General features: G+C 73.1%; 20 protein-coding genes. 15 read left to right on the forward strand and 5 right to left on the reverse strand.

The window, feature by feature from the left end:
* Positions 1-71 precede the first annotated feature (71 nt).
* The 4 genes from IF55_RS15590 (at position 72) to IF55_RS39750 (ending at position 2,884) form a co-directional block, all read left to right on the forward strand.
* Positions 72-1,670: a phage tail sheath subtilisin-like domain-containing protein gene (locus tag IF55_RS15590; RefSeq protein ID WP_030886994.1), complete on the forward strand. Its 1,599-nt coding sequence runs from the start codon at positions 72-74 to the stop codon at positions 1,668-1,670.
* 157 nt (positions 1,671-1,827) lie between these two features.
* Positions 1,828-2,271, forward strand: a complete 444-nt coding sequence (locus IF55_RS15595; protein ID WP_030886997.1) for a phage tail protein — start codon at positions 1,828-1,830, stop codon at positions 2,269-2,271.
* Complete coding sequence (locus tag IF55_RS15600; protein ID WP_030886999.1) at positions 2,271-2,729, forward strand: hypothetical protein; 459 nt, start codon at positions 2,271-2,273, stop codon at positions 2,727-2,729. Before IF55_RS15595 ends, IF55_RS15600 begins: the two co-directional genes overlap by 1 nt.
* Positions 2,726-2,884, forward strand: a complete 159-nt coding sequence (locus tag IF55_RS39750; protein WP_169767216.1) for a DUF6760 family protein — start codon at positions 2,726-2,728, stop codon at positions 2,882-2,884. The genes IF55_RS15600 and IF55_RS39750 overlap by 4 nt, the downstream gene beginning before the upstream one ends.
* Here the strand turns inward: IF55_RS39750 and IF55_RS38555 are convergent.
* Positions 2,833-3,750, reverse strand: a complete 918-nt coding sequence (locus IF55_RS38555) for a hypothetical protein (protein WP_157854464.1) — start codon at positions 3,748-3,750, stop codon at positions 2,833-2,835. The genes IF55_RS39750 and IF55_RS38555 overlap by 52 nt on opposite strands.
* Positions 3,751-5,002: 1,252 nt before the next feature.
* On the opposite strand from IF55_RS38555, the gene IF55_RS39380 reads away from it, so the two are divergent.
* The 8 genes from IF55_RS39380 to IF55_RS39385 all read left to right on the forward strand — a co-directional run bounded on the left by IF55_RS39380 (position 5,003) and on the right by IF55_RS39385 (position 15,222).
* Entirely contained in the window at positions 5,003-6,901 is a 1,899-nt protein-coding gene (locus IF55_RS39380) for a hypothetical protein (RefSeq protein WP_157854466.1), read from the forward strand.
* Between the two features lie 62 nt (positions 6,902-6,963).
* Entirely contained in the window at positions 6,964-7,401 is a 438-nt protein-coding gene (locus tag IF55_RS15615) for a phage tail protein (protein WP_030887006.1), read from the forward strand.
* On the forward strand, positions 7,401-8,150 hold the full coding sequence (locus IF55_RS15620; protein ID WP_030887008.1) for a CIS tube protein: 750 nt from the start codon (positions 7,401-7,403) through the stop codon (positions 8,148-8,150). The genes IF55_RS15615 and IF55_RS15620 overlap by 1 nt, the downstream gene beginning before the upstream one ends.
* Positions 8,147-10,048, forward strand: coding sequence for a VgrG-related protein (locus IF55_RS15625; protein ID WP_030887011.1), 1,902 nt, complete (start codon positions 8,147-8,149; stop codon positions 10,046-10,048). The genes IF55_RS15620 and IF55_RS15625 overlap by 4 nt, the downstream gene beginning before the upstream one ends.
* Positions 10,049-10,243: 195 nt before the next feature.
* A complete protein-coding gene (locus tag IF55_RS15630; protein WP_030887014.1) occupies positions 10,244-10,651 on the forward strand; it encodes a GPW/gp25 family protein in 408 nt (135 codons plus the stop codon).
* The gene (locus tag IF55_RS15635) at positions 10,651-12,606 is read left to right on the forward strand and encodes a putative baseplate assembly protein (RefSeq protein WP_030887018.1); all 1,956 of its coding nucleotides are present in this window, start codon (positions 10,651-10,653) and stop codon (positions 12,604-12,606) included. Before IF55_RS15630 ends, IF55_RS15635 begins: the two co-directional genes overlap by 1 nt.
* A 5-nt stretch (positions 12,607-12,611) precedes the next feature.
* Positions 12,612-13,220, forward strand: a complete 609-nt coding sequence (locus IF55_RS15640) for a phage tail protein (protein ID WP_048832042.1) — start codon at positions 12,612-12,614, stop codon at positions 13,218-13,220.
* On the forward strand, positions 13,213-15,222 hold the full coding sequence (locus IF55_RS39385; RefSeq protein ID WP_030887025.1) for an NADase-type glycan-binding domain-containing protein: 2,010 nt from the start codon (positions 13,213-13,215) through the stop codon (positions 15,220-15,222). The genes IF55_RS15640 and IF55_RS39385 overlap by 8 nt, the downstream gene beginning before the upstream one ends.
* A gap of 69 nt (positions 15,223-15,291) precedes the next feature.
* Here IF55_RS39385 and aspS read toward each other — a convergent pair whose 3' ends face one another.
* Positions 15,292-17,055 (reverse strand): aspartate--tRNA ligase, encoded by a 1,764-nt coding sequence (aspS, locus tag IF55_RS15650; RefSeq protein ID WP_030887029.1) that lies wholly within the window; start codon positions 17,053-17,055, stop codon positions 15,292-15,294.
* Between the two features lie 145 nt (positions 17,056-17,200).
* Between aspS and IF55_RS15655 the strand changes: the two genes are divergently transcribed.
* Positions 17,201-19,384, forward strand: coding sequence for an ATP-binding SpoIIE family protein phosphatase (locus IF55_RS15655; protein WP_030887032.1), 2,184 nt, complete (start codon positions 17,201-17,203; stop codon positions 19,382-19,384).
* Here IF55_RS15655 and IF55_RS15660 read toward each other — a convergent pair.
* Positions 19,315-20,412, reverse strand: a complete 1,098-nt coding sequence (locus IF55_RS15660) for an AI-2E family transporter (RefSeq protein ID WP_030887036.1) — start codon at positions 20,410-20,412, stop codon at positions 19,315-19,317. The genes IF55_RS15655 and IF55_RS15660 overlap by 70 nt on opposite strands.
* A gap of 161 nt (positions 20,413-20,573) precedes the next feature.
* Between IF55_RS15660 and IF55_RS15665 the strand changes: the two genes are divergently transcribed.
* A complete protein-coding gene (locus tag IF55_RS15665; protein ID WP_030887039.1) occupies positions 20,574-21,497 on the forward strand; it encodes a hypothetical protein in 924 nt (307 codons plus the stop codon).
* Positions 21,498-21,581: 84 nt separating this feature from the next.
* Here IF55_RS15665 and IF55_RS15670 read toward each other — a convergent pair whose 3' ends face one another.
* Together IF55_RS15670 and IF55_RS15675 are read right to left on the reverse strand one after the other, a co-directional pair.
* Positions 21,582-22,535 carry a pirin family protein gene (locus IF55_RS15670; RefSeq protein WP_030887042.1) on the reverse strand — a complete coding sequence of 318 codons (954 nt, stop codon included), beginning with the start codon at positions 22,533-22,535 and terminating at the stop codon, positions 21,582-21,584.
* A gap of 156 nt (positions 22,536-22,691) precedes the next feature.
* Entirely contained in the window at positions 22,692-23,168 is a 477-nt protein-coding gene (locus IF55_RS15675) for an SseB family protein (RefSeq protein ID WP_030887044.1), read from the reverse strand.
* 165 nt (positions 23,169-23,333) lie between these two features.
* Here IF55_RS15675 and IF55_RS15680 point away from each other — a divergent pair, with 165 nt between their 5' ends.
* Entirely contained in the window at positions 23,334-25,181 is a 1,848-nt protein-coding gene (locus IF55_RS15680) for an acyl-CoA dehydrogenase (protein ID WP_030887048.1), read from the forward strand.
* The last annotated feature ends 125 nt before the right edge of the window (positions 25,182-25,306 follow it).

A 25,306-nucleotide genomic window follows, 5' to 3' on the forward strand; every position in this document is an offset into this window, starting at 1 on the left:
TATCACCGTTCTACGCCGCCCCACCGCTGCCCCGTGCCACCAACTTCACCGTCGCAAGGAGTTCAGCCCCCATGCCCTCTTACCTGTCCCCCGGCGTGTACGTCGAGGAAGTCGCCAGCGGATCGCGCCCCATCGAGGGCGTCGGCACCTCCGTCGCGGCTTTCGTCGGTCTGGCGCCGGTCGGTCCGGTCAATGAGCCGACGCTGGTGACGAACTGGTCGCAGTACGTGGCCTCCTTCGGCGAGTTCGCCGACGGGTACTACCTCGCGCACGCCGTCTACGGGTTCTTCAACAACGGCGGCACCGCCGCGTACGTCATCCGGGTCGGCGGCACGGACCAGGCCGCGGGGGCGGACGGCGGCGCCCGGGGCGGGACGGCGACGGCGACGGTGTCCAACGGTCTCGTCAAGGAGCTGGTCGCCGGGGAGCCCGCGGCGCTCGGCTCGTTCAAGGTCTCCGCGATCGCCGGCGGCTCGCTCAGCGTCGAGGTGCAGGACGTCGAGGGCGAGGGCGCCGCCGACCGGTTCAAGCTGGTCGTCAAGGACGGCGACAAGGCCGTCGAGAGCTTCGAGGTCAGCGCGAAGAAGAGCGCGCGGAACTACGTCGTCACGCAGGTCAAGCAGCGCTCCAAGCTGATCGTCATGGAGGAGGCGGCCCCGGCCGCCCAGCTCGCGAAGCCCGACGCGCAGACCGTCGCCCTCGCCCCGGCCGTACCGGCCCCCGCGCCCGCCGCGCCGGACACCGGCGCCGAGCTGGAGCAGCTCGCCCCCAGCCGGTTCATCGGCGACTCCGCCGACCGCACGGGCTTCGGCGGCCTGGAGGCGCTCGACGAGATCAACATGGTCGCCGTGCCCGACCTGATGGCCGCCTACCAGCAGGGCCTCATCGACCTGGAGCACGTCAAGGCCGTACAGCTCGGGCTGGTCGCGCACTGCGAGCTGATGGGCGACCGGATGGCGATCCTCGACCCGCCGCCGTCGCTCGGCGCCCGGCAGATCCGCCAGTGGCGCCAGGAGGTCGCGGGCTACGACTCCCGGTACGCCGCCCTCTACTACCCCTGGATCAAGGTCTTCGACCCGGCCACCGGCCAGACCAAGACCGTGCCGCCGTCCGGCCACATGTCCGGCGTGTGGGCCCGCAACGACTCCGAGCGCGGCGTGCACAAGGCCCCGGCCAACGAGATCGTGCGCGGCGCCGTCGACCTGGAGCTCCAGATCACCCGCGGCGAGCAGGACCTGCTCAACCCCATCGGCGTCAACTGCATCCGGGCCTTCCCCGGCCGCGGCATCCGGGTCTGGGGCGCGCGCACCCTGGCCTCCGACCCGGCCTGGCGCTACCTGAACGTCCGCCGGTACTTCAACTACCTCGAAGAGTCGATCCTCATCGGCACCCAGTGGGTCGTCTTCGAGCCCAACGACCAGGCGCTGTGGGCGCGCATCCGCCGCAACATCTCGGCCTTCCTGGTCAACGAGTGGCGGGCGGGCGCGCTGTTCGGGACACGGCCCGAGGACGCGTTCTACGTCAAGTGCGACGAGGAGACCAACCCGCCGGAGTCGGTGGACGTCGGCCGGGTCGTCTGCGAGATCGGCATCGCGCCGGTGAAGCCCGCCGAGTTCGTGGTGTTCCGGCTGGCGCAGTTCTCCGGCGGCGGTGGCGAGCTGGAGGAGTAGCAGCCCCGAACCACCAGGGCCACGGCGCGGCCTCCGCCGCCGGAGGCCGCGCCCGTCGCCCGTACCGCCGCGGAGCTGCCAGTACCGCTTCGCACCAGCTCGCGTCGTCGTCCCGTACCGCTCAGGACCAGCAGAACAGAAGGAAGAGTGAACTCCCTTGTCGCTTCAGCCCGGTGACGCCCTCACCACACATAATTTCGGCCTCCAGATCGACGGCGTGATGGTCGAGTACCTCCAGGAGGTCAGCGGCCTGACGATGGAGCAGGACGTCATCGAGTACCAGCAGGTCTCGTCGGACGGCAAGCCCGTCGTCAAGAAGATGCCCGGCACCAAGAAGGCCGGCGAGGCCACGGTGACCCGCGGCATGACCCAGTCGTCGTCGTTCAGCGAGTGGATCAACCAGTCCATCGCCGGTGACATGGGCTCCGCCCGCAAGAACGCCACCATCATGATGATGGACTTCCAGAACAACCCGGTGAAGCGCTACAACATGCGCAACGCCTGGTGCAGCAAGGTGGAGACCAACAGCGTCAAGGCCGGCGACGCCGCCGCGCTGACCGAGCAGGTCACCATCGTCTTCGAAGAGCTGGTCATCGAGTAATGCGGCGCGAAGGCCCGGCGGCACCGGCGGGCGTGGCGGGGCCGTCCCCCGCCGCGCCCGGCGCGGCCGCGCAACAGGTCCGGGAACCCCTGCGCACGGAGTTCGAGTTCGAGCTGCCGCGCGGCTTCGTCGACGAGTCCGGCACCGTGCACCGCAACGGCGCGATGCGGCTCGCGACCGCCCGCGACGAACTGATCCCCCTGCGCGACGTGCGCGTCCGGGAGAACCCGGCCTACCTGTCGGTGGTCCTGCTCGGCCGGGTCATCACCCGGCTGGGCACCCTGCCGATCGTGCACGACGGGACGGTGGAGAACATGTTCGCCTCCGACCTCGCCTTCCTCCAGGACTTCTACCGGCAGATCAACGCGGAGGGCCACACCCGCGCCGCGGTCGCCTGCCCGCACTGCTCGGAGTCCTTCGAGGTCGAGCTGGCCGGGAGCCGCCTGGGGGAATCGTGACGTACGCGACCGACCTGATCCACGAGGAAGTCGCGTACCTCGCCTACCACTTCCACTGGGGCCTTGAGGACATCCTCGACCTCGAACACGCCGACCGGCGCGCCTACGCGACGCGGATCGCGGAACTGGTGGAACGCGCCGAAGGGAGGCAGTGACGGGGCATGGGGTTGTTCAGGAGGAAGTCCCGCGGGGCGGGGGCCGATTCTTCGGCGGCGGCTGGTTCGTTGCCGGGGGTGGCGGCTGGTTCGTCGGGGGCGGCGGCTGATTCGTCGGGGACGACGGCTGGTTCGCTGTCGGCCGCCGCTGGATCGTCATCGGCCGCCGCTGGATCGTCATCGGCCGCCGCTGGATCGTCATCGGCCGCCGCTGGGTCGTCGGCTGCTGACGCGCCATCGGGCGGCGCGCCGGCTGTCCGGCCCGCGCCCGCCGAGGCTCTGGACGGCGGTTGGGCCGCCGTGCCGCCCGTACAGCGGGTGCTCGGCGCGGTACGCCCGGTCGTCGAAACGGCGTTCACCGGCTCGCTCGCCGCGCACCGCGACCCGTCCTTCGGCGGGGAGCTGGGGCACGACGTACGGGCCTCCGCGCCCAGCGGCATAGTCGGCGGGGTGCTCTCGCCGACGCGGGCCGCCGCGCCGGCCGGGCCGGCCGCCGCGTCGACGGCTTCGGCCGCGTCGGCCTCGTCCTCCGCGTCGGCGTCGTCCTCCGCTCCGAGCGGGAGCGCGCCGAGCGGGAACGTGCTGCCGGCTCTGCCGGTGCTGCCGGTGGCCTCGCGCGGCCGTACGGACGTCTCGGCCGCGCCCGAACCGCCGGAGCCGCGCTCCCTGCGCACGGCCCCCGTCCAGCGGGCGGCCACCCGTAGCCTCACCAAGGCGGCGCCCACCGCCACGCCGCGCCGCCTCCCGGCGGCCCGGCCCACGAACGTCCCCGCCTCGGGCCACACCCCCGGGGCGGGGACCACGGCCGCCGACGCGCAACGCACCGCGCCGGCGGCCGAAGCCCCTGTCGCTGTACGGCCGTCCACCCCCGTATCGGCCGTGCAGCGACAGGCGGCGAACGCGGACGCGCCCGCCGCCCGGCCCGCCGGCTCCGGCGCCGACGCGGCAGCACCCGGCGGCCCGGCCGTACAACGGCGGGCAACGACTGGCGGCGGTGGCCAGGCCGGAGACGCGGCAGGTCAGGGGCGCGCCACTGCGAGCGGCCAAGGCCGGCGGGGCTCGGGCGCCGACGCGGCGGGGCCTGGCGGCCCGGCCGTACAACGCAGCGCGGCTACGAGCGGTGGGCAGGCCGGAGACGCCGCGAGTCAGGGGCGCGCCGCTGCGGGCGCCCGGGGCCAGTTGGGCTCGGGCACCGACGCGGTGAGGCCCGGCGGCCCGGCCGTACAACGCAGGGCGGCTGCGAACGGTGGACAGACCGGAGTCGCCCCAGGTCAGGGTGGCGCTGCTGGGCAGCGACGCTCCACTACGGGCGGTGGCCAGGGCCAGTTGGGCTCTGGCACCGACGCGGCGGGACCCGGCGGCCCGGCCGTACAACGCAGGGCGACCACGGGTCGGAGCCACGATCAGTCGGCTTCGGCTGACGCCTCGAAGGGACCGGACCGTCCGGCCGCGCAGCGGCGAGCGGCTACGAGTGGTGGCCTGGGGCCATCGAGCCCGGCCGCCAACACGGCGGGCCCCGCCGTACAACGACAGGCGAACCCCGGCGGCGGCCCGGCCGCAGACGCGGCAGAGCAGCGACGTACCGCTACGGGCGGTGCCCAGGGCCAGTCCGCCTCGGCCGCCAATACGGCGGGGCCCGGCGGCCCGGCCGTACAACGCCGCGCAACGACAGGGGGCGACGCCGCCCCCGCACGCCCCACCGGGACCCCCGAGGGGCCCGCCGTGCAGCGCCGCCCGACAGCGGGTGGCGCAGCCCCCATCCACACCAGCGAGACTCCGCCGACCGCCACGGGCCAGGGCCAGTTGGGCCCGGCCGCCGACTCGGCGAGGCCCGGCGGCCCGGCCGTACAACGCCGCGCGACGACCGGCGGCGACGCCGCGCCCGCACGCCCCACGGGTACCCCCGAGGGGCCCGCCGTGCAGCGGCGACCGACGGCGGGCGGCGCAGCACCCATCCACACCAGCGAGACTCCCCCGACCGCCACGGACCGGGGCCAAGGCCAGTTGGGCCCGGCCACCGACTCGGCCAGGTCCGGCGGCCCGGCCGTACAGGGGCGCGCAACGACAGGGGGCGACGCCGCCCCCGCACGCCCCGCAGGAGCACCCGAGCCACCCGCCGTGCAGCGGCGACCGACGGCGGGCGGCAGCGCGCCCCTTCACACCAGCGACGCTCCGCCAACCGCCACGGGCCAGGGCCAGTCCGCCTCGGCCGCCAACACGGCGGGGCCCGGCGGCCCGGCCGTACAACGCCGCGCGAGGACCAGCGGGGACGCCGCGTCCGTACGCCCCGCGGGAGCCCCCGAGGGGCCCTCCATACAGTGGCGGCCCACGGTCGGCGGCTCAGCGCCCAGGCCGGGTGCCGCAGCCGTACAGCGCCGCGCGACGACCAGCGAGGACGCCGCGCACGTACGCCCCACCGGGGCCCCCGAGGGGCCCGCCGTCCAGCAACGGCCCACGGTCGCCGGGCAGGCCACCTCGGCCCCCGGCGCCGCAGGCCAGGGCGGCCCGGCCGTACAACGCCGCGCGACGACAGGGGGCGACGCCGCCCCCGCACACCCCACCGGCGCCCCCGTGGGGCCCGCCATACAGCGGCGGACCACAGCCGGCGACGCGAGCAGCAACGCCACCAGCGACGCCCCGTCAACCGCCACGGGCGGAAGCCAGGGCCAGTTGGGCGCTGCCGCCAACACAGCAGGCCCGGCCGTACAACGCCGCGCGGCGACAGAGGGCGACGCCGCCCCCGCACGCCCCGCCGGGGCCCCGGTGGGGCCCGCTATTCAGCGGCGACCGACCATCGGCGGCGCAGCGCCCATTCACACCACCAGCCAGAGCGCGAGCACCAACGCCACGAGCGACGCCCCGTCAGCCGCTGCGGGCGGGGGGCCGGGCCAGTTGGGCTCGGCTCCCAACACGGCGGCGCCGGGCGGCCCGGCCGTGCAACGACGGGCCGCTACGGGTGACGAGGCGTCAACGAACCGCCCCGGGTCTGCGGGCGCCGACAGCGCCCCCGTCGGTGCGCCCGTCGGCGCGGAGCGCGACACCGTCCAGCGGAGGCCGACGGCGGGCGGTGCCGCGCCGATCCGCACCGCTCAGGACGCTGCGGACACCGCCATCGGCGACGTTCCGTCGCCAGAGGCTGCGGCCCCGGCCGTCCAGCGCCGGACGGCGACCGGCGGCGACGCCGCGCCCGTACGAGCCGCCGGGCGCCAGCCCGGCATCGCCTCGGCGGACGCCGCCGTACTGCGACGGGCCACCACCAGCGGCCACGGCCCCAGCGGCGGCAACGTCGAGGGCTCCGCCCCAACCGTCGCCGTTCCCGCCCGGCCCGCCGTCCAGCGGCGGGCCACCACCGGGGGGCCCGGCAACCGGCTGGAGTCGGCGCATGCCGGGGGCCCGGCGGGGGACGCGGGGGGCGCCCCCGCTCCCTCCTCCGGTGGCGGGCCCGGGCTGGCAGAGGCGGCCGCGCCGCTCGTGCAGCGCCGGGCCGACCCCACCGCCACCGGCCGCGCCAAGGACCTCGGACTGGCGCAGGCCGTCGCGCCGCTCGTGCGGCGGCGCAGTGCGCCCACCGTGAGCGAGGCGGGCGGCGGAGCCGAGCGGGCGGCGCCGGTGGTGCCGTTGCGGCGGCCGGCCGCGCCTGTCGCTGTGCCCGCGCCCGTACAGCGGCGCACGGTCGAGGTGCCGGTGGCCGCGCCGGACCCGGCTCCGGCGCCCGCGCCGCCGCCGCAGCGGCAGCAAGCGCCCGTTCAGCCACCGCCCCCGCCCGCCCGGGCGTCCGCCCCGCCGCCACCGCCTCCGCCCGAGAAGCCGCGGCGACCCACCTCGGAATCGGCGTCAGCGGCAACGGCAACGGCAACGTCAGCGGCCGCCCCCTCCGACGCCGAGCCCATCGCCGCCACCCCGGCCCAGCTCGACGACCTGGCGCGGCGGCTCGTCGCGCCGATCTCGCGGCTGCTCCGCGCCGAGCTGCGGGCAGACCGCGAGCGCGTCGGGCGGCTGCGCGACCGCGGGCGCTGAGCATGCCCCCAGCCACCCCCAACCCCGCCCCGCCCCCGTACCACTAGCGAGAGATCCAGCCCATGCCGAACACCGAGGACCCCGGTTCCACCGTCTTCTTCAAGCTGACCATCGACGGCCAGGACCTCGGGCTGTTCAACGGCTGCGAGGGGCTCGCCTCCGAAGTGGAGGTGGAGCAGCGGCAGGAGGGCGGAAACAACGGCTTCGTGTGGCAGTTGCCGTCGCGCGTGACGTTCTCCACGATCCGGCTCACGCGGCCGCTGACCGCCGAGACGGCGCGGGTCGCCGCCTGGATCTCGTCGATCGCCACCGGCATCAGCCGGCCGACGGCGCAGATCGCGGCGCTCCGCGCGAACGGTTCGATCGTCGCGCAGTGGGGGCTGGTGGAGGTGCTGCCGGTGCGCTGGCAGGGGCCGAGCCTCAACCCGGAGAGCCCGAGCGTGGCGACGGAGACGCTGGAGATCGCCCATCACGGTTTCACCGACGCGGGAGGTGCCTGATGGCCGCGCCGACCGGCGGCAAGGCGGGAGCGAGCCTGGTACGGGCGTCGCTCGCGATCCATCAGCCGCCCACCGACCTGGGCGGGTCGATGGGCGGGAAGATCGGGGAAGTGGAGTTCCAGTTCAACCCGACGCAGCTCCAGATGGGGCGCGAGGCGGAGTGGCAGACGCGGCAGGCGGTGGCGTACATGCGCGGCGCGCCGCCGAAGTTCACCGGCACCCGGCCGGCGACGCTCCAGCTCGAAGTGTTCCTGGACGCGTCCGGCACCCCGAAGTCCGGCAAGGTGCAGAAGCAGGTCGAACTGCTGCTGTCCTGCTGCGAGGTGACGTCGCAGAGCGCGCAGTCGAAGCGGCCGTCGCCGCCGTGGGTGCGGTTCTCGTGGGGCTCGTTCAACACGGTGCAGTTCATCGCCTACGTGACGTCCGTGAACGCGAACTACACGCTGTTCAACCCGACCGGCGAGCCGATCCGCGCGACGTGCACGGTGTCGCTCACCGAGGTGGCGATGTCCACCAAGGGGCAGAACCCGACGTCCGGCGCGCTCTCCGCGCGCCGCATCACCCGCACCGTGGCGGGCGACTCGCTGGCCTCGCTGGCCTGGCGGGAGTACGGGGACGCGACGCGCTGGCGGGTGATCGCGGAGGCGAACGACATCGACGACCCGATGCGGCTGCGGCCCGGCACCGAACTGCTGCTGCCGGCCGCCGACGAGGTACGGGCGCCGGACCTGGCCGAGGAGGACCGATGACCGAGAAGACCTTCACCACCGTCCTCCACGCGGAGATCGGCGGGGCGGTGCTGACCGACAAGCTGGCCGCCCATCTCATCGAGGGCTGGGTGGACGCGAGCGTGAACGTGCCGTCCGCGTTCCAGTTGACGTTCGACGACTCGGGCAGCGACATCCTGAAGAAGTTCCCGCAGATCAAGGTGGGGGCCAAGGCGAAGCTGTGCCCGTTCACGGACGGCAAGCGGGGCGACCCGATGCTGACCGGCGAGGTCACCGCGCTGGAGGCGGACGTCGACGCGGGCGGCAAGACGCTGGTGGTGCGCGGCTACGACCTCGGCCACCGGCTGCTGCGCAACCGGCGCGTCGAGGGGTACCCGAACATGACGGCCGGGGACATCGTCAAGCGCCTCGCCACCAAGAGCGGCCTGGACACCGGCAAGATCGACTCGACGCCGACGGTGTACGAGCTGGCGACCCAGCCCAACATCACCGACTGGGACTTCCTCTCCCGGCTCGCCGCGGAGAACGATGTCCACCTCTACTTCGACCAGCACGGCAAGCTCCAGTTCAGCGACCTGCCGTCGGCCGCCGGCGCGCCGTCCGACACCACGCCGGCCGCGCAGTCCCCGTACGTGCTGGAGTTCGGCCACAACACCACCCAGGCCCGGGTGTCGGTGACCGCCGCCGGGCAGGTCAAGCGCGCCGCCGCGCGCGGCTGGGACATGCGCACCAAACGTTCGCTGTACGCCGACTCCCCGGCCACGAAGAGCGAGGACATCCTCGCGGACATCACGCCGGGCAAGGTGTCGTCGCCGTTCGGGTCGTCCGAACTGACCGAGACGCAGACCCCGTACACCACCTCGGGGCAGGTCAAGCATGCCGCGAAGGCGCTCGCCGACGACGTGGCGAACTCCTTCGCGGAGCTGGAGGTGGCGATCACCGGCAACCCCGAGATGCGGCCGGGTCACCCGGTGGCGCTCAAGGGCGCGGGCTTCCCCTTCGAGGGGAAGTACACGGCGACCGGCGTCCGTCATGTCTTCGAGTCGGGGCGGCCGTTCACCACCTGGCTGCATGTCTCGGCGCGGCAGTTCCGCTCCCTGTACGGGCTGGCCTCCGGCGGCGCGGACGACGCGCCGAGCATGCCGGGCGTGGTCGTGGCGCAGGTCAGCAACGCCAAGGACCCGCTGAAGCTGAACCGGGTGAAGCTGACGTTCCCGTGGCTGTCGGACACGTACGAGAGCGACTGGTGCCGGGTGGCGCAGTTCGGCGGCGTCAAGGGCGGCGGGCTGCTGATGCCGGAGGTCGAGGACGAGGTGCTGGTCGCCTTCGACCGGGGCTCGCTGGAGCACCCGTACGTCATCGCGGGCCTCTACAACGGGAAGGACAAGCCGACCCCCGACCCCGACAACATCGACCCGGTCGACGGGCTCAGCGGCAAAGTCAACTGGCGCAGTCTGACCTCCCGCAGCGGGCACACGCTGGAACTGGTGGACGCCAAGTCCAAGATGAAGAGCGGCATCCGGCTCCAGACCGGCAACGGCAGGTTCACCGTGCACCTCGACGAGGTGAGGACGAGCGTGACCATCAAGTCCGACGGCAGCGTGCACATCAGGGGCACCCGCGACGTCGACATCACGGCCGGCGGCAATCTGTCGCTGAAGGCCGGCGGGGCGATCACCATGGCCGCGGGGGCGGCGATCGACATCAAGGCGGGCATGAAGTTCGGGGTCACCGCGGGCGCCGAGGCGGACATCAACGCGGCCGCCGCCGTGAACGTCGAGGCGGGCGCCGCGGTGGAGATCCAGGCGGGGGCCACGGCCGGCATGAAGGCCGCCGGGCCGGTGACGCTCACCTCCCCGTCGATCGTGGGCATGCAGACGCCGGTGGTGCTCGTCAACGACATCCCGCTGCCGATCTGACCGTGCGACCCACGCGATCCGGAGGAAGAAGAACCGAGTCCATGTCCGAGTCCGAGCACCGATCCGAGACCGGGCGCCGGTCCGAGTCCGAGCACCGATCCGAGACCGGGCGCCGGTCCGGGACCGAGTGCCGGCCCGGGGCCCAGCGCCGGTCCGGGACCGAGTGCCTTTGCGAGCCTGAGGGGGCCACGGCAGATGAGTGAGCAGTTCGTCGGCGCGGGCTGGGCGTTCCCGATGCGCACGGATGTCTCCGGCGGTATCGCGCTCGTCCGCCGCGAGCGCGAGATCGAGGAGTCCATGCGGCTCGTACTGGCCACCGCGCCGGGCGAGCGGCCGATGCGGCCGGAGTTCGGGTGCGCGGTGCACGACCTGGTCTTCGCGCCGGTCAACGAGGCGACGGCCGGGCGCATCCGGTACGAGGTACGGCTGTCCCTGGACCGCTGGGAGCCGCGCATCGAGGTGCTGGACGTGACGGTGAGCCCGGCGCCGGACGACCCGTCCGTGCTGTACATCGACGTGCAGTACGCGGTGCGCGGCACCAACAACCCGCGCTCCCTCGTCTTCCCCTTCTATGTGATCCCGTCCACCGAAAGCGACGTCTGATGGCCCTGCCCGCCCCCCACCTCGACGACCGGCGCTTCCAGCAGTTCGTCGACGACGCCAAGCGCTACATCCAGCAGCGCTGCCCCGAGTGGACCGACCACAACGTCTCGGACCCCGGCGTCACCCTCATCGAGGCCGTCGCGCACATGGCGGACCAGCTCGTCTACCGCCTCAACCGGGTGCCGGAGAAGAACCATCTCGCCTTCCTCGACCTGCTGGGCGTCAGCCTCTTCCCGCCCGCCGCGGCCCGCGCCGACGTCACGTTCTGGCTCTCCGCGCCGCAGGAGGAGCCCGTCGTGCTGCCCGCCGGCACGGAGGTCGCGACCAGCCGCACCGAGTCCGAGGAGGCGGTCGCCTTCGCGACGGAGAACGATCTGACGATCGTGCCGTGCGAGCTGGAGTCCGTGCTGCGGCAGGTCGCCGGGTCCTCGCCGGAGGACCGTGGCCAGGACATCTTCGGCGGCGACGACGTGCCGGTCTTCGCCGAGTCGCCGCAACCCGGCGACATGCTGCTGTTCGGGCTGTCGGCGGCCGTGCCGCGGTGCGTCGCGGTGCTCAGCCTCGACAGCCGGGTGGACGGCGTCGGCGTCGACCCCCGGCAGCCGCCGCTGGTCTGGGAGGCGTGGACGGCCGACGGCTGGATCGAGTGCGAGGTCGACGAGGACACCACCGGCGGCCTCAACCGGCCCGGCGAGGTCGTGCTGCACATCCCCTCCGGCCATCTGCTCTCGCGCGTCGGCCGCCGGGAGGCCGGCTGGCTGCGCTGCCGGGTCACCGAGGCCGCGCCGGGCCAGCCGTTCTACAGCGCCTCGCCGACCGTACGGGCCGCGTCCGCGTTCACCATCGGCGGCACGACGGTGGCCGCCCACGCCGAGGTCGTACGGGACGAGCCGCTGGGCGAGTCCTCGGGCGTGCCGGGCCAGCGCATCCGGCTCGCCAACGCGCCCGTCGTCGGGGACCACCCGCCGCTGCTGCTGGAGGTCTCGGACGGCGAGGGCTGGCAGAGCTGGGAGGTCGTCGGCGACTTCGCCCGCTCCGGCCCCGAGGACCGCCATCTGACCCTGGACGCGGCCACCGGGGAGATCGCCTTCGGCCCGTCCGTACGCCAGGCGGACGGCGAGGTGCACCAGTTCGGCGCCGTGCCCGCCAAGGGCGCGATGATCCGCGCCACCCGCTACCGCACCGGCGGCGGGCGCGGCGGCAACGTGGCGCGCGGCGCGATACAGGTGCTGCGCAGCTCCATCCCGTACATCGCGCGCGTCGTGAACCGGGAGGCCGCGCGCGGCGGCGTGGACGGCGAGACGGTCGAGGAGGCGAAGGTACGGGCCCCCATCGCGCTGCGCGCCCAGGAACGGGCCGTCACCGCGCGGGACTACGAGGAGCTGGCGCGCCGCGCCGCGCCCGAGACCGCCCGTATCGCCTGCCTCGCGGCGGACCAGCACGAACACGGCGACAACGCGGTACGGGTCCTCGTCGTCCCGCAGGCCGTCTCCGACCGCGGCGGCCGGCTCCGCTTCGAGCAGTTGGTGCCCGGCGACGAACTCCTCGGCCGCGTCACCGAGTTCCTCGACGAGCGCCGCCCGCTGGGCACCCGGCTCTCCGTCGGCCCGCCCTTCTACCAGGGCGTCACGGTCGTCGCCACGCTGCACTCCTTCCGGGCCGCGCAGGCCGAGCGGGTACGGGCCGAGGCGCTGGACGCGCTCTACGCCTACCTCGACCCGCTGACCGGCGGCGCGCACGGCGAGGGCTGGCCGTTCGGCCGGCCGCTGCGCTCCGGCGAGATCTTCGCGGCGCTCCAGCGGGTGCCGGGCGTGGAGCTGGTGGACGAGGTGCTGCTGCACCCCGCCGACCCGCTGACCGGGCGGCGCGGCGACGCCACGGACCGCATCGAGCTGGCGCCGTCGGCGCTGCTCTTCCCCTTCGACCACCGCGTCCGCGTGATCGAGGCCAGGTGACCGGCGTGACGACACCGACCGAGACGGCGGTACCGCCCGCCTACCGGGGCACCGTCGACGGGCTCGGCACCCCCCACCCGCTCGGCGGCCAGCTCCCCGGCATCTACGCCGAGGACGACTTCGCGCTGCGCTTCGTCGAGGGCCTGGACGTGGTGCTGGCGCCGATCTTCAACGTGCTGGACTGCCTGGAGGCGTACTTCATGCCGGCCCTCGCGCCGGACGACTTCATCGACTGGCTGACCACCTGGGTGGGCGCGGAGCTGGACGGCACGGAGCCGGTGGAGCTGCGCCGGCACGCCGTGGCGACGGCCGTCTCCCTGCACCGGGTGCGCGGCACCCACCAGGGGCTCTCCGACGCCGTGCGGCTGGCCTTCGGCGTACGGCCCGAGATCACCGAGAGCGGCGGCGCCACCTGGTCGGCGCGGCCGCTCGGCGCCTTCCCCGGCGACCCGCGGCCGTATCTGCGGGTCACGCTGTACGTCCCGGACCCGGCGGCGGTCGACGCCCACCGGCTGCGCGCCATCGTCTCCGCGGCCCGCCCCGCGCATCTGCCGTTCACGGCCGAGGTAGCCTCCGCCGCCGACGCTCCCCCGAAGGGACCCGCCCATGTCTGACGCCCCCGCCGCCATCTGCCCGGACTGCGGTACCCCGGCGCGCCAGGAGGGCCAGTCCTTCTGCGACTCCTGCGGCGGCTTCCTGCGCTGGGACTCCTCCCCGGCCACGTCGCCCGCCGACGGCCCGGCAGCGAAGAGCACCACACCCGAGGTCGACACCACCCCGCCCCCGAGGACGGCCCCGGTGCCGAAGGACGGCGGCACCATCCAGGGCGGCCACCTCGCCCCGCCGGACGCCCCGGCCAGGGGTACGGGCCCGGGCCCGGCCACCGCGCGACCGTCGGGGGGGTCGGATGCTACGGGCGCGGGGGCGGGCGCCGGCTCCGGCGCGGGCTCCAGCTCCGGTTCCGGCACGGGGCCGGGGGCCGGCTCGGGCTCGGGCTCGGGCCATGGTCCGCACGGCTCGTACGGTTCCGGCTCGGGCGCGGGTCCGGGGGTCGGCTCGGGCTCGGGCCATGATCCGCACGGCTCGTACGGCTCCGGCTCCGGTGCCGGCGCGGGCTCGGGGGCCGGCTCGGGCGCGGGCTCGGGCCATGACTCGTACGGCTCGTACGGTTCCGGCTCCGGTGCCGGCGCGGGCTCGGGCCAGGGCCCGCACGGCCCGCACGGCTCCGGCCCGGACCAGAGCCCGCACGGCCCGTACAGCTCGGGCTCGGGCCACGGTCCGCACGGCTCGTACGGCTCGCGCGACTCCGGCCCCGCTCCGGCGGCCGAGCCGCGCCCTGGGGCTGCCTCCGGGGCCGCCCCCGGAGCCGCCTCCGGTCCGTATTCGGAGCAGGCGTCCGGACCGGCCGGACGGCCCGACGCCCCGGGCGCAGCGGCCCCAGGCGGAGCCGATGGCGCGGCGGCGCGGCCCGGCTTCGAGGACCCTGACACCGAGTCCACGGTGCCGCTGCCCCCGGCGGCCGGCGACCGGCGCCCGCGGCGGGGCCCGGACGACGACTGGCCGGGCGCGCAGCAGGCGGCGGAGCCCGCACAACCGCACCAGGCGGACCAGCCGACCCAGCCGACCCAGCCGAACCGACCGGACCAGCACTCCCAGCCCACGCAGTCCACGCAGCCCGCCGAGCCCGCCCAGCAGACCCCCACCGCGCCGCCCGCGCAGCCCGGTGCCGACTGGGAGCCGCACCGGCCCGCCGAGCCCCCGAACCGGTCCGACACGGCGATCCGCGCGCTGCTCGTGCCCGTACCGGACGCCACCCCGCCCGCGGCCCCGCCGGAGGCGCCCGGCACGGTGCTGCCCGGCCGCCCCGAGACGCAGCGGCCCCGGGTGCGTACGCCGGGGGTGCCCGCGGCCGACTTCGGGGACCCCTGCCGGTACTGCGGCACGGTGAACCCGCCGCGGCGGCACTTCTGCCGGCAGTGCGCCAGCCCGCTCTCCGACGACCGGGACGCGATCGCCGAGGGCCCGTACGCCGGTCAGCGCCCGCGGCTGCACCGTGAGCACGGCCGCTGGGTGACCCGCGTCCTCCTCGCGCTGCTGCTGGTCGGCGTCGTCCTCGGCGGCGTGTTCGGCGGGCCGCCGGCCGCCCGAGCCGTGCAGGACCACTTCGCCAAGCGGGTGCCCGTGCACCCGGCGTCGTGGTCGGACAAGCACCACGCGCCCAAGCACGAGCCGGACCTGGTCGGCGACGGCTACTCCAACACCTGGTGGGGCACGGGGTACGCGGGCGACTCGGCGGGCCAGTGGATCGAGGCGAAGTTCCAGCAGCCCACGGACCTGCTGGCGATGCTGGTCACGCCGGGCACCTCGGCCCGTACGGCGCAGTCCGCCGACGAGGCCCGCCCGATGGACTTCGATCTGATCGTCACGGACTCGGCGGGCAAGGCGCACACCTCGCACCACACGCTCAACGACGGCGGGGTGCAGAAGATCGACGTGCGGGTGCGCGACGCGGTGACCGCGCGGTTCGTGATCCGCTCGGCGTACGGCACGGCGAAGGACAAGCAGGTGGCCATCGCCGAGCTGGAGTTCTTCCGCCGCTCGTCCAGCTCGAACTGAGCACGGCGGAGGGCCCCCGAACCGCGCGGTTCGGGGGCCCTCTGTGCGTACGAGGTACGGGGGTGCGGACTACTTCAGCGGCGGCTTGCGCAGCGACAGGTGCAGCTCCTTCAGCCGCGCCTCGTCGACCTCGCTGGGCGCGCCCATCAGCAGGTCCTGCGCGTTGCCGTTGAGCGGGAACGCGATGGTCTCGCGGATGTTGGGCTCGTCGGCCAGCAGCATGACGATGCGGTCGACGCCCGGCGCGATGCCGCCGTGCGGCGGGGCGCCGAACTTGAAGGCGCGGAGCATGCCGCCGAACTCGGCCTCGACGGTCTCCTTGTCGTACCCGGCGATGGCGAACGCCTTGTACATGACCTCGGGCTCGTGGTTGCGGATCGCGCCGGAGGACAGCTCGACGCCGTTGCAGACGATGTCGTACTGCCAGGCGAGGATGTCGAGCGGGTCCTTGGTCTCCAGCGCCTCCAGGCCGCCCTGGGGCATGGAGAACGGGTTGTGCGAGAACTCGATCTTCCCGGTGTCCTCGTCCTTCTCGAACATCGGGAAGTCGACGATCCAGCAGAACCGGAACTCGTCCTCGACGAAGTGGCCGGTGCGCTTGGCCGCCTCGACGCGGACCGCGCCCATGATCTTGGAGACCTCGTCGAACTCGCCGGCGCCGAAGAAGACCGCGTGGCCGGGCTTCAGGTCCAGCGCCTCGACCAGCGACTTCACGTCGTCCTCGGTGAGGAACTTGGCGATCGGGCCGGTCAGCGTGTTCTCGTCGCCGACGCGGACCCAGGCGAGGCCCTTCGCGCCCTGCTGGACGGCGAAGTCACCCATCTGGTCGAAGAACTTCCGCGGCTGCTCCGCGGTGTCCGGCACGGCCAGCGCCCGTACGTGCTTGTCGGCGAAGGCCTTGAAGCCGGAGCCCGCGAAGACGGCCGAGACATCGACCAGCTCCAGCTCGGCGCGGAGGTCGGGCTTGTCGGAGCCGTACTTCAGCATCGACTCGCGGAACGGGATGCGCGGGAACGGCGAGGTGACCGTGCGACCGCCGCCGAACTCGGTGAACAGCTCGGTCATGAGCTGCTCGATCGGCCCGAAGACGTCCTCCTGCTCGACGAAGCTCATCTCGACGTCGAGCTGGTAGAACTCGCCCGGCGAGCGGTCCGCGCGGGCGTCCTCGTCGCGGAAGCAGGGCGCGATCTGGAAGTAGCGGTCGAAGCCCGCGATCATCAGGAGCTGCTTGAACTGCTGCGGGGCCTGCGGCAGCGCGTAGAACTTGCCCGCGTGCAGCCGGGAGGGGACCAGGAAGTCGCGGGCGCCCTCGGGGGACGTCGCCGACAGGATCGGGGTCGCCATCTCGTTGAAGCCCAGCGCGGTCATCTTGTGCCGGATGGCGGAGATCACGGCGGTGCGCAGCATGAGGTTGCGGTGCATGCGCTCGCGGCGCAGGTCGAGGAAGCGGTATTCGAGCCGCTTCTCCTCGTTGACCCCGTCCTCGGCGTTGATGGTGAAGGGGATCTGCTCGGCGGCGCCCAGCACCTCGACGGCGGTGACCTCGACCTCGACCTCGCCGGTCGGCAGATCGGGGTTGACGTTGTCCGCGCCGCGGGCGCTGACCCTGCCGTCGATCCGGACGACGGACTCCTTGGTCAGCGAGGCGAGCGCCTCGTTGGCGGGGGTGCCGGGGCGGGCGACGAGCTGCACGAGCCCGTAGTGGTCGCGCAGATCGATGAAGAGGATGCCGCCCAGATCACGACGATTGTGCAGCCAGCCGCTCAGCCGGACGTCGGTGTCGACGTCAGCCGCACGGAGCTCGCCGCAGGTGTGGGACCGGTACCGATGCATCGTTCATCCAAGTCGTCTGATCGGGGGCGGATGGCCGGCCGGCGGCCGGGGCGGGGCCTGCGCTCGTCCACCACAGGCCAGTGTGCAAGCCTACCGTTACGCCCCTCGCTGGTATCCCTGGCTCAAGTCCACATAAAGTGGGGCAATGCGCACCGAGGATGTTCTGGCCGCCGTCGCGACCGGCCTGTGGCGCTGGAACAACGTCACCGGCCTCGTGACCTTCGACGCCGAGGCGGCCCGGCTGATGGGGCTGCCCGCCGCGCCGGTGGAGGTGGCCGAATCCACCGCGCGCGCCCGCTTCCACCCCGTCGACTGGGTCGAGATCCAGGGCATCGTCAGCCTCGCCGTCGCCGAGGGCACCCTCGCCGAGGCCCGGCTGCGCGTCGTCGACCCCGAGGGCCGGGTGCTGCGCACCGTACGCAGCCGCACCAAGCCGATTCCGCTCGACGGCCAGGACGGCTCCACCGAGGCGTACGAACTGGTCGGCATCCTGGAGGAGGTCCCCGAGCCGCAGCCCGGCACCTCCGCCGCCCGCACCCCCGTCACCGGCGACTGGCGGCGCAACCGCGAGGCGTTCCTGCTCGACGCGGGCCGGGCGCTCGCCGAGGCCCGGTCCACGTCCGAGGTGCTGCGGGTGGCGGCCGGGCTGTCCATGCCGGGGTTCGAGCCGGCGGGGCTCGCCGTCTTCGGGATCGACGGCGACCGGATATCGGTCATCGGCCACCACGGCCAGCGGCAGGGCGAGGAAGAGCCCTTCATGGACATGCCGCTGTCCACGGACTACCCGGCCGCCGAGGTCATCCGCACCGGCCGGGCCATCTACCTGCCCGACCCCGAGGAGTACCGCCGCCGCTTCCCCACCACCTGGCCGCTGGCCGAGGGGTTCGGCCGCCGCTCCTGGGCCTTCCTGCCGCTGATCAACGCGGGCCGCACCATCGGCGCCTGGATGGCCGGCTTCTCCATACCGGTCACCTTCAGCCCCGACGAACGCTCCGTGCTGACCACGGTCGCCCGGATGCTCGCCCAGGCCCTCTCGCGCGCCAGCGTCCACGAGTCGGAGCGGGAGCTGACCGACGGGCTCCAGCGCTCGATGATGCCGACCGTGCAGCCGGACATCCCCGGCATGGCGGTGGCCGCCCGCTATGTGCCGACCGGCGGCGGGCTGGAGGTCGGCGGCGACTGGTACGACATGATCACGCTGCCGTCCGGGAAGATCGCCCTGGTCATCGGGGATGTGCAGGGCCACGACGTACGGGCCGCCGGGCTGATGGGCCAGTTGCGGATCGCCCTGCGCGCCTACGCCTCCGAGGGCCACCACCCCGACGCGGTCCTCTCCCGCGCCTCCCGCTTCCTGGCCGGCATCAACGACCTGAGCGGCCCGGACGCGGCCACCGACCCGCGCTTCGCCACCTGCCTCTACATCGAGGTCGACCCCGGCACCGGCATCCTCGACATCGCCCGCGCCGGCCACCCCGACCCCGCGATCCGGCTGGTCGACGGCACCATGCTGGTACGGGCCACCGCCGGCGGCCTGCCGCTGGGCATCGACCCGGACACCGACTACCCCACCACCCGCATCGTCCTCGAACCCGGCGAGACGATGATGGTCTGCACCGACGGCCTCATCGAGACCGGCGGCCACGACCTGGAGACCGGCTGGAACCGGCTCCGCTCCATCATCGAGGGCCACGACCTGTGGGAGAACGAGGGCGTCGGCGGCCTGGAGACGCTCGCCGACGCGCTCGTACAGGCCGTGCACGGACCCCCCTCGCACCACACCACCGGGCCGCTCGTGGACCGGCGCGAGGACGACATCGCCGTGCTGCTGCTGTGCCGCGACGGCGGGGAGTGCGGCCCCGGCCCGTACGACCAGGCGCCCCCGCCCGCCCGCCGCGCCGTCCTGACCGTCGCCCAGGCCGAGCCCGAGCGCATCGCGGCGGCCCGCAAGCAGCTCCGCGACCTCATGCACGACTGGGCCGACGAGGACCAGGTCGACTCCGCGGTCCTGATGGTCTCCGAGATGGTCACCAACGTCCTGGTGCACACCGACGGCGACGCGCTCCTCGTCGCCGAGATCACCGGGGAGCAGCACCGGCGCCGCATCCACGTCGAGGTCTCGGACGCCAGCGACGACATGCCGCACCTGCGCCAGCCGGGCGAGATGGCGTCCTCGGGGCGCGGCCTGGTCCTCATGGAGCTGCTGGCCGAGACGTGGGGCGTGGACCCGCGCGGCGAGGGCAAGTCGATCTGGTTCGAGCTCTACGAGGACGCGCCGGCCCCCGGCCCGTCCGAGCTGCCGCCGGCGCCCCCGGTCGAGCCCGCCGCGTAACGCTCCCGCAGCTCGGCGACGACCCCGAAGGCGGCGGCCGTCAGCGGCACGGCCAGCAGCATCCCGACGATCCCGGCGACGCTCGCGCCCGCCGTGATCGCCACCATCACCACGGCGGGGTGCATCTGCACCGTGCGGCTCTGGATCACCGGCTGGAGCACATGCCCCTCCAGCACCTGCACCACGAGCACCACGCCGAGCGCCCACAGGGCGATGACGAACCCCCGGTCCGCCAGGGCCACCAGGACGGCCACCGCGCCGGAGATGAACGCGCCCAGATACGGGATGTACGCGCCGACGAACACCAGCGCCCCCAGCCCCACCGCGCCCGGCACCCGCAGGACGAGCAGCCCCACGGTGATGCAGACCGCGTCGATCAGGGCGATGACGGTCGTCCCCCGCATGAACCCCTCGATCGCCCGGAAGGCGCGCCGCGCTACGGCCTCCAGATGCGGGCCGCCCGCCCCCGGCGCCAGGGACCGCAGAGCGGCCGCGGCCCGGTCCGAGTCACGCAGGAAGAAGAAGGTCAGCAGCAGCGCGAGCACCGCCGCGGCGGCGGCCTGGCCCACCACGCTGATCCCCTCCAGCAGCCCGGAGGCCGCGGTGCCGCCGAACTTGCCCAGCCAGTTCCTGGCATTGGACGCCATGTCGTCGAGGGAGGTCCCGGCGGCCCCGAAGTGGTCGGACAGGGACCGCGCCGCGTCCTTCAGCGAGGCCACGATCTCGTCGCCGGTGTCGATGAGCGCGCTGACCACGATGTACCCGGCGCCGCCCACGACGGCGACGAGCGCGGCGCAGGTCAGCCCCGCGGCCAGCGACCGCCGCACCCTCATGGCCACGAGCCGCCGGTAGAGCGGCCCGAGCAGCCCGGCCCCGAGCAGCGCCAGCAGCACCGGCGTCACGGCGGCCTTCAACCGCACGCACAACCACACCCCGACCGCCCCCACGGCGGCGAGCAGCAACACCACCACACACCAGGCGGCCACCCGCCGCACCACGTCGGGCACCAGGGCCCGCCCGGCTTCCATGTCGCTCTCCACCAGGTCACAGGACCATGGGGGCGGGGACAGGGCACGCCGAGCGGCGCAGGAGGGTGACGGGAAGTCAACTCTTATCCCTAATCCACCCGTACAGGTGATCGCACACCGAAAGCCGGAATCAGACGGCCATACGGTCGTACGTTCCGCTCATGGTCAACTCCCCTCACGAGGCGTCGCACCGGATCTTCCAGGACCGGCCCGAACTCGTGACCCCGATCTTCCGCGTCCTCGGCGTGCCGCTGGCCGCGAAAGTCTCCGTCGACGTCCTCACCGGCGACGTCACCGAGATCCGCCCGCTGGAGCGGCGCGTCGACAGCGTGCTGCGCGTCGAACCGTCCGACGGCGGTGCGTTCCTGCTCGCCATCGAGGCCCAGGGCCGCCGCGACCCGGACAAGGCCGCGAGCTGGACGTACTACCTGGCGTACCTCGCCGCGAAGTACGGCATCCCGGCCCTGCTCCTGGTCATCTGCCAGGACCGCGCCACCGCCCGCTGGGCGACCGGCCCCTTCCGAACGGGGGTGGAGGGCTGGACCGCCCTCACCACCCACCCCCTGGTCATCGGCCCCGACAGCCTCCCCGTCATCACCAGCCCCACCGAAGCCGCCCGCAACCTCGACCTGGCCACCTTCTCCGCCCTCACCCACGCCAAAGACCCGGACCCCACAGCCATACTGGAAGCCCTGGCAAGCGCCCTGGGAACGGCCGACTCGGCGGCTGTCGCGTACTACTCGGAAATGCTCGAAATCGGCCTGGGAGACACCCCGGCGAGAGACACATGGAGGACCCTCATGCCCCTTCCCGCCAATTTCCCCGGCACCTACTTCCCCGGCCGCGGCACCCTCATCGAGGAGACCTACCTGAGGGGCGAGGCCGCCGGAACAACGAAGACCAAGGCCCAGTCGATTCTTGAACTACTGGCGGGCCGTGGCGTCCCCGTACCCGAATCCGTCCGCGAACGAATCACCGGCTGCACCGACCTCGACACCCTCAACCGCTGGTTCAACCGCGCGATCACCGCCACCAGCACCGACGAACTGTTCACCGAAGCAGAAGCCGAAGCCGCCGCCGAATAGCCGTCCGAGGACGTAGCAACGGACCGCGCCTCCGGGGAGGCGCGGTCCGTTGTTGCGTGGTGCGAGCCCGCGGCAGGCGGAGGGTCAGTGCTCGTCTGCCGGCACGGTCCCCAGGCGGCCCGCCTGGAAGTCGTCAAAAGCCTGCGCCAGTTCGGCGTGGGTGTTCATGACGAAGGGGCCGTAGTGCATCATCGGCTCGCGGATGGGGCGGCCGCCCAGGAGGACGACTTCGAAGTTGGGGCTGCGGGATTCCTGCGACTCGTCGGCCTTGATGGTGAGCGCGTCGCCGTTGCCGAAGACCACCGCCTGGCCCATGCGGAACGGCCGGCCCTCGGCGCCCGCGGTGCCGCGGCCGGCGAGGCCGTACGCGAGGGCGTTGAAGTCGGAGCGCCAGGGGAGCGTCAGCTCGGCGCCGGGGTTGATGGACACGTGCATCATCGTGATCGGCGTGTGGGTGATGCCCGGCCCGGCGTGTCCGTCGATATCGCCCGCGATCAGGCGCAGCAGCGCCCCGCCGTCCGCCGACGTGAGCAGCTTGACCTGGCCGCCGCCGATGTCCTGGTAGCGCGGTGCCATCATCTTGTCGCTCTTGGGCAGGTTGACCCACAGTTGGAGGCCGTGGAAGAGCCCGCCGCTCATGACGAGCGACTCCGGCGGCGTCTCGATGTGCAGCAGCCCGGACCCGGCGGTCATCCACTGCGTGTCGCCGTCGTTGATCGTGCCGCCGCCACCGTGCGAGTCGCGGTGGATGAAGGTGCCGTCCATGATGTACGTGACGGTCTCGAAGCCCCGGTGCGGGTGCCACGGCGTGCCCTTGGGCTCCCCGGGCGCGTACTCCACCTCGCCCATCTGGTCCATCATGATGAACGGGTCGAGGTACTTGTAGTTGATCCCCGCGAAGGCCCGGCGCACCGGGAAGCCTTCGCCTTCGAAGCCGCTGGGCGCGGTGGCCACGTGCAGCACCGGGCGCTGCTCGGCGGCCGCCGGCGCGGCCACGCGCGGCAGGGTCAACGGGTTCTCCACGGTCACTGCTGGCATGTCGGGCCTCCTCGGCGCTTGCCCCCAATTTAGTTGAACAGTGAACATCCCGCAAGGAGGCCGATATTCCCCCACCCGGGACCAGGCCGCCGGAGTACGCGAAAGGGCCCGCCGCTCCCCGCGGCGGGCCCTTGCAAAGAGGAGTAAGGGAAGGACTTATCCGTACATGCGGCGCATCGCGAAGTCGACCATCTGCTCCACCGACTTCGCGTCGAACACCATCCGGTGATCACCCTCCATGTCGAGCACGAAGCCGTACCCCGTCGGCAGCAGGTCGATCACCTCGGCGCCGGTGATCACGAAGTACTTGGACTCCTTCCCGGCGTACCGCCGCAGCTCCTTGAGCGAGGTGAACATCGGGATCACCGGCTGCTGCGTGTTGTGCAGCGCGAGGAAGCCCGGATTGTCACCGCGCGGACAGTAGACCTTGGACGTCGAGAAGATGCCCTGGAAGTCCTCGGCCGACATCGAACCCGTCGTGAAGGCGCGCACCGCGTCCGCGAGGGACGGCGGCGACGGCTCGGGGTAGAGCGGCTGCCCGCCGTAGCCGCCGGGCTGCGCGTGCTGCTGCGGCGGCGGGGGCGGCGCGGCGTACCCCTGTCCCGCGCCCGCGTTCTGGTCGTAGCCGTACATGCCTACGAGCGTACCGAGCGTGCTGGGTCACAGTTGGCCCTTTGGGGGTTGCCTGTTATTACCCACGGGTAGCATCATGGGTGGTTACCGATTGGTACGTACAAGAGATCCAGAGAGATCGATCCACAGAGATCGCCGTCTCCCGAGCCTTACGGAGCCGTCGCCATGGGGCATTACAAGTCGAATCTCCGCGACATCGAGTTCAACCTCTTCGAGGTCCTCGGCCGCGACAAGCTGTACGGCACCGGCCCGTTCGCGGAGACGGACGTCGACACCGCCAAGAGCATCCTCTCCGAGATCGCCCGTCTCGCCGAGAACGAGCTGGCCGAGTCCTTCACCGACGCCGACCGCAACCCGCCCGTCTTCGACCCGGAGACCAGCACGGCGCCGGTCCCCGAGAGCTTCAAGAAGAGCTACCAGGCGTACATGGACGCCGAGTGGTGGCGGCTCGGCATCCCGGAGGAGCTCGGCGGCACCACCTCGCCCCGCTCCCTGCTGTGGGCCTTCGCCGAGACCGTCCTCGGCGCCAACCCCGCCATCTGGATGTACGCGTGCGGCCCCGCCTTCGCCGGCGTCCTCCACGAGGAGGGCACCGAGGAGCAGCACGCCATCGCCCAGCACATGGTCGACCGCCAGTGGGGCGCCACCATGGTGCTCACCGAGCCCGACGCGGGCTCCGACGTCGGCGCGGGCCGTACGAAGGCCGTCCAGCAGGACGACGGCTCCTGGCACATCGAGGGCGTCAAGCGCTTCATCACCTCGGGCGAGCACGACATGTCCGAGAACATCGTCCACTTCGTCCTCGCCCGCCCCGAGGGCCACGGCCCCGGCACCAAGGGCCTCTCCCTCTTCATCGTGCCCAAGTACGACTTCGACTGGGAGAGCGGCGAACTCGGCGAGCGCAACGGCGTCTACGCGACCAACGTCGAGCACAAGATGGGCCTGAAGGCCTCCAACACCTGCGAGATGACGTTCGGCGCCGTCGACGGGAAGCCCGCCAAGGGCTGGCTGCTCGGCGAGAAGCATGACGGCATCCGCCAGATGTTCAAGATCATCGAGTTCGCGCGGATGATGGTCGGCACGAAGGCCATCGCCACCCTCTCCACCGGCTACCTCAACGCCCTGGAGTACGCCAAGGAGCGCGTCCAGGGCCCCGACCTCGCCGCCTTCACCGACAAGACCGCGCCGCGCGTCACCATCACCCACCACCCCGACGTACGCCGCTCGCTCATGACGCAGAAGGCGTACGCGGAGGGCATGCGCGCCCTGGTGCTCTACACCGCGTCCGTGCAGGACGACATCATCCTCCGGGAGGCCGCCGGCGAGGAGGCCGAGGCCAAGGCCGCGCACCGCCTCAACGACCTGCTGCTGCCCATCGTCAAGGGCTACGGCTCCGAGAAGTCGTACGAACAGCTCGCGCAGTCCCTCCAGACCTTCGGCGGCTCCGGGTACCTCCAGGAGTACCCGATCGAGCAGTACATCCGGGACGCCAAGATCGACACGCTCTACGAGGGCACCACCGCCATCCAGGGCCAGGACTTCTTCTTCCGGAAGATCGTCCGCGACCAGGGCCAGGCGCTGACCGCCCTCTCCGAGGAGATCAAGAAGTTCCTCGCCGAGGCCGCCGGCGGCGAGGACCTGGCGCCCGCCCGCGACCAGCTCGCCAAGGCCGCCGTCGACCTGGAGGCGATCGTCGGCGCGATGCTGACCGACCTCGCCGCCACCGAGCAGGACGTCAAGTCCATCTACAAGGTCGGCCTCAACACCACCCGGCTGCTGCTCGCCTCCGGCGACGTCGTCATCGGCTACCTGCTGCTCAAGGGCGCGGCCGTGGCCGCCGACAAGCTCGCGGCCGCCAACGCCAAGTCCTCCAAGGACGCAGCCTTCTACGCGGGCAAGATCGCGGCGGCGAAGTTCTTCGCGCACAACGTCCTGCCGCACGTCGCCGTCGCCCGCGCCGAGGCCGAGTCCGTGGACCAGTCGCTGATGGAGCTGGACGAGAACGCCTTCTGAGCTGCCCCCGCGGCCTCCGGAGAGGCGTGACGCGAGCCGAGGCGGCTCACGCTGGTCACGTTCTGAACACGTTCCGAGCGCCCCGTGAGCCACCTCGGCCGCCAGGGTGGAGGCCGCGGACAGCA

This window comes from Streptomyces varsoviensis (assembly GCF_000718635.1).
Taxonomy (GTDB): domain Bacteria; phylum Actinomycetota; class Actinomycetes; order Streptomycetales; family Streptomycetaceae; genus Streptomyces; species Streptomyces varsoviensis.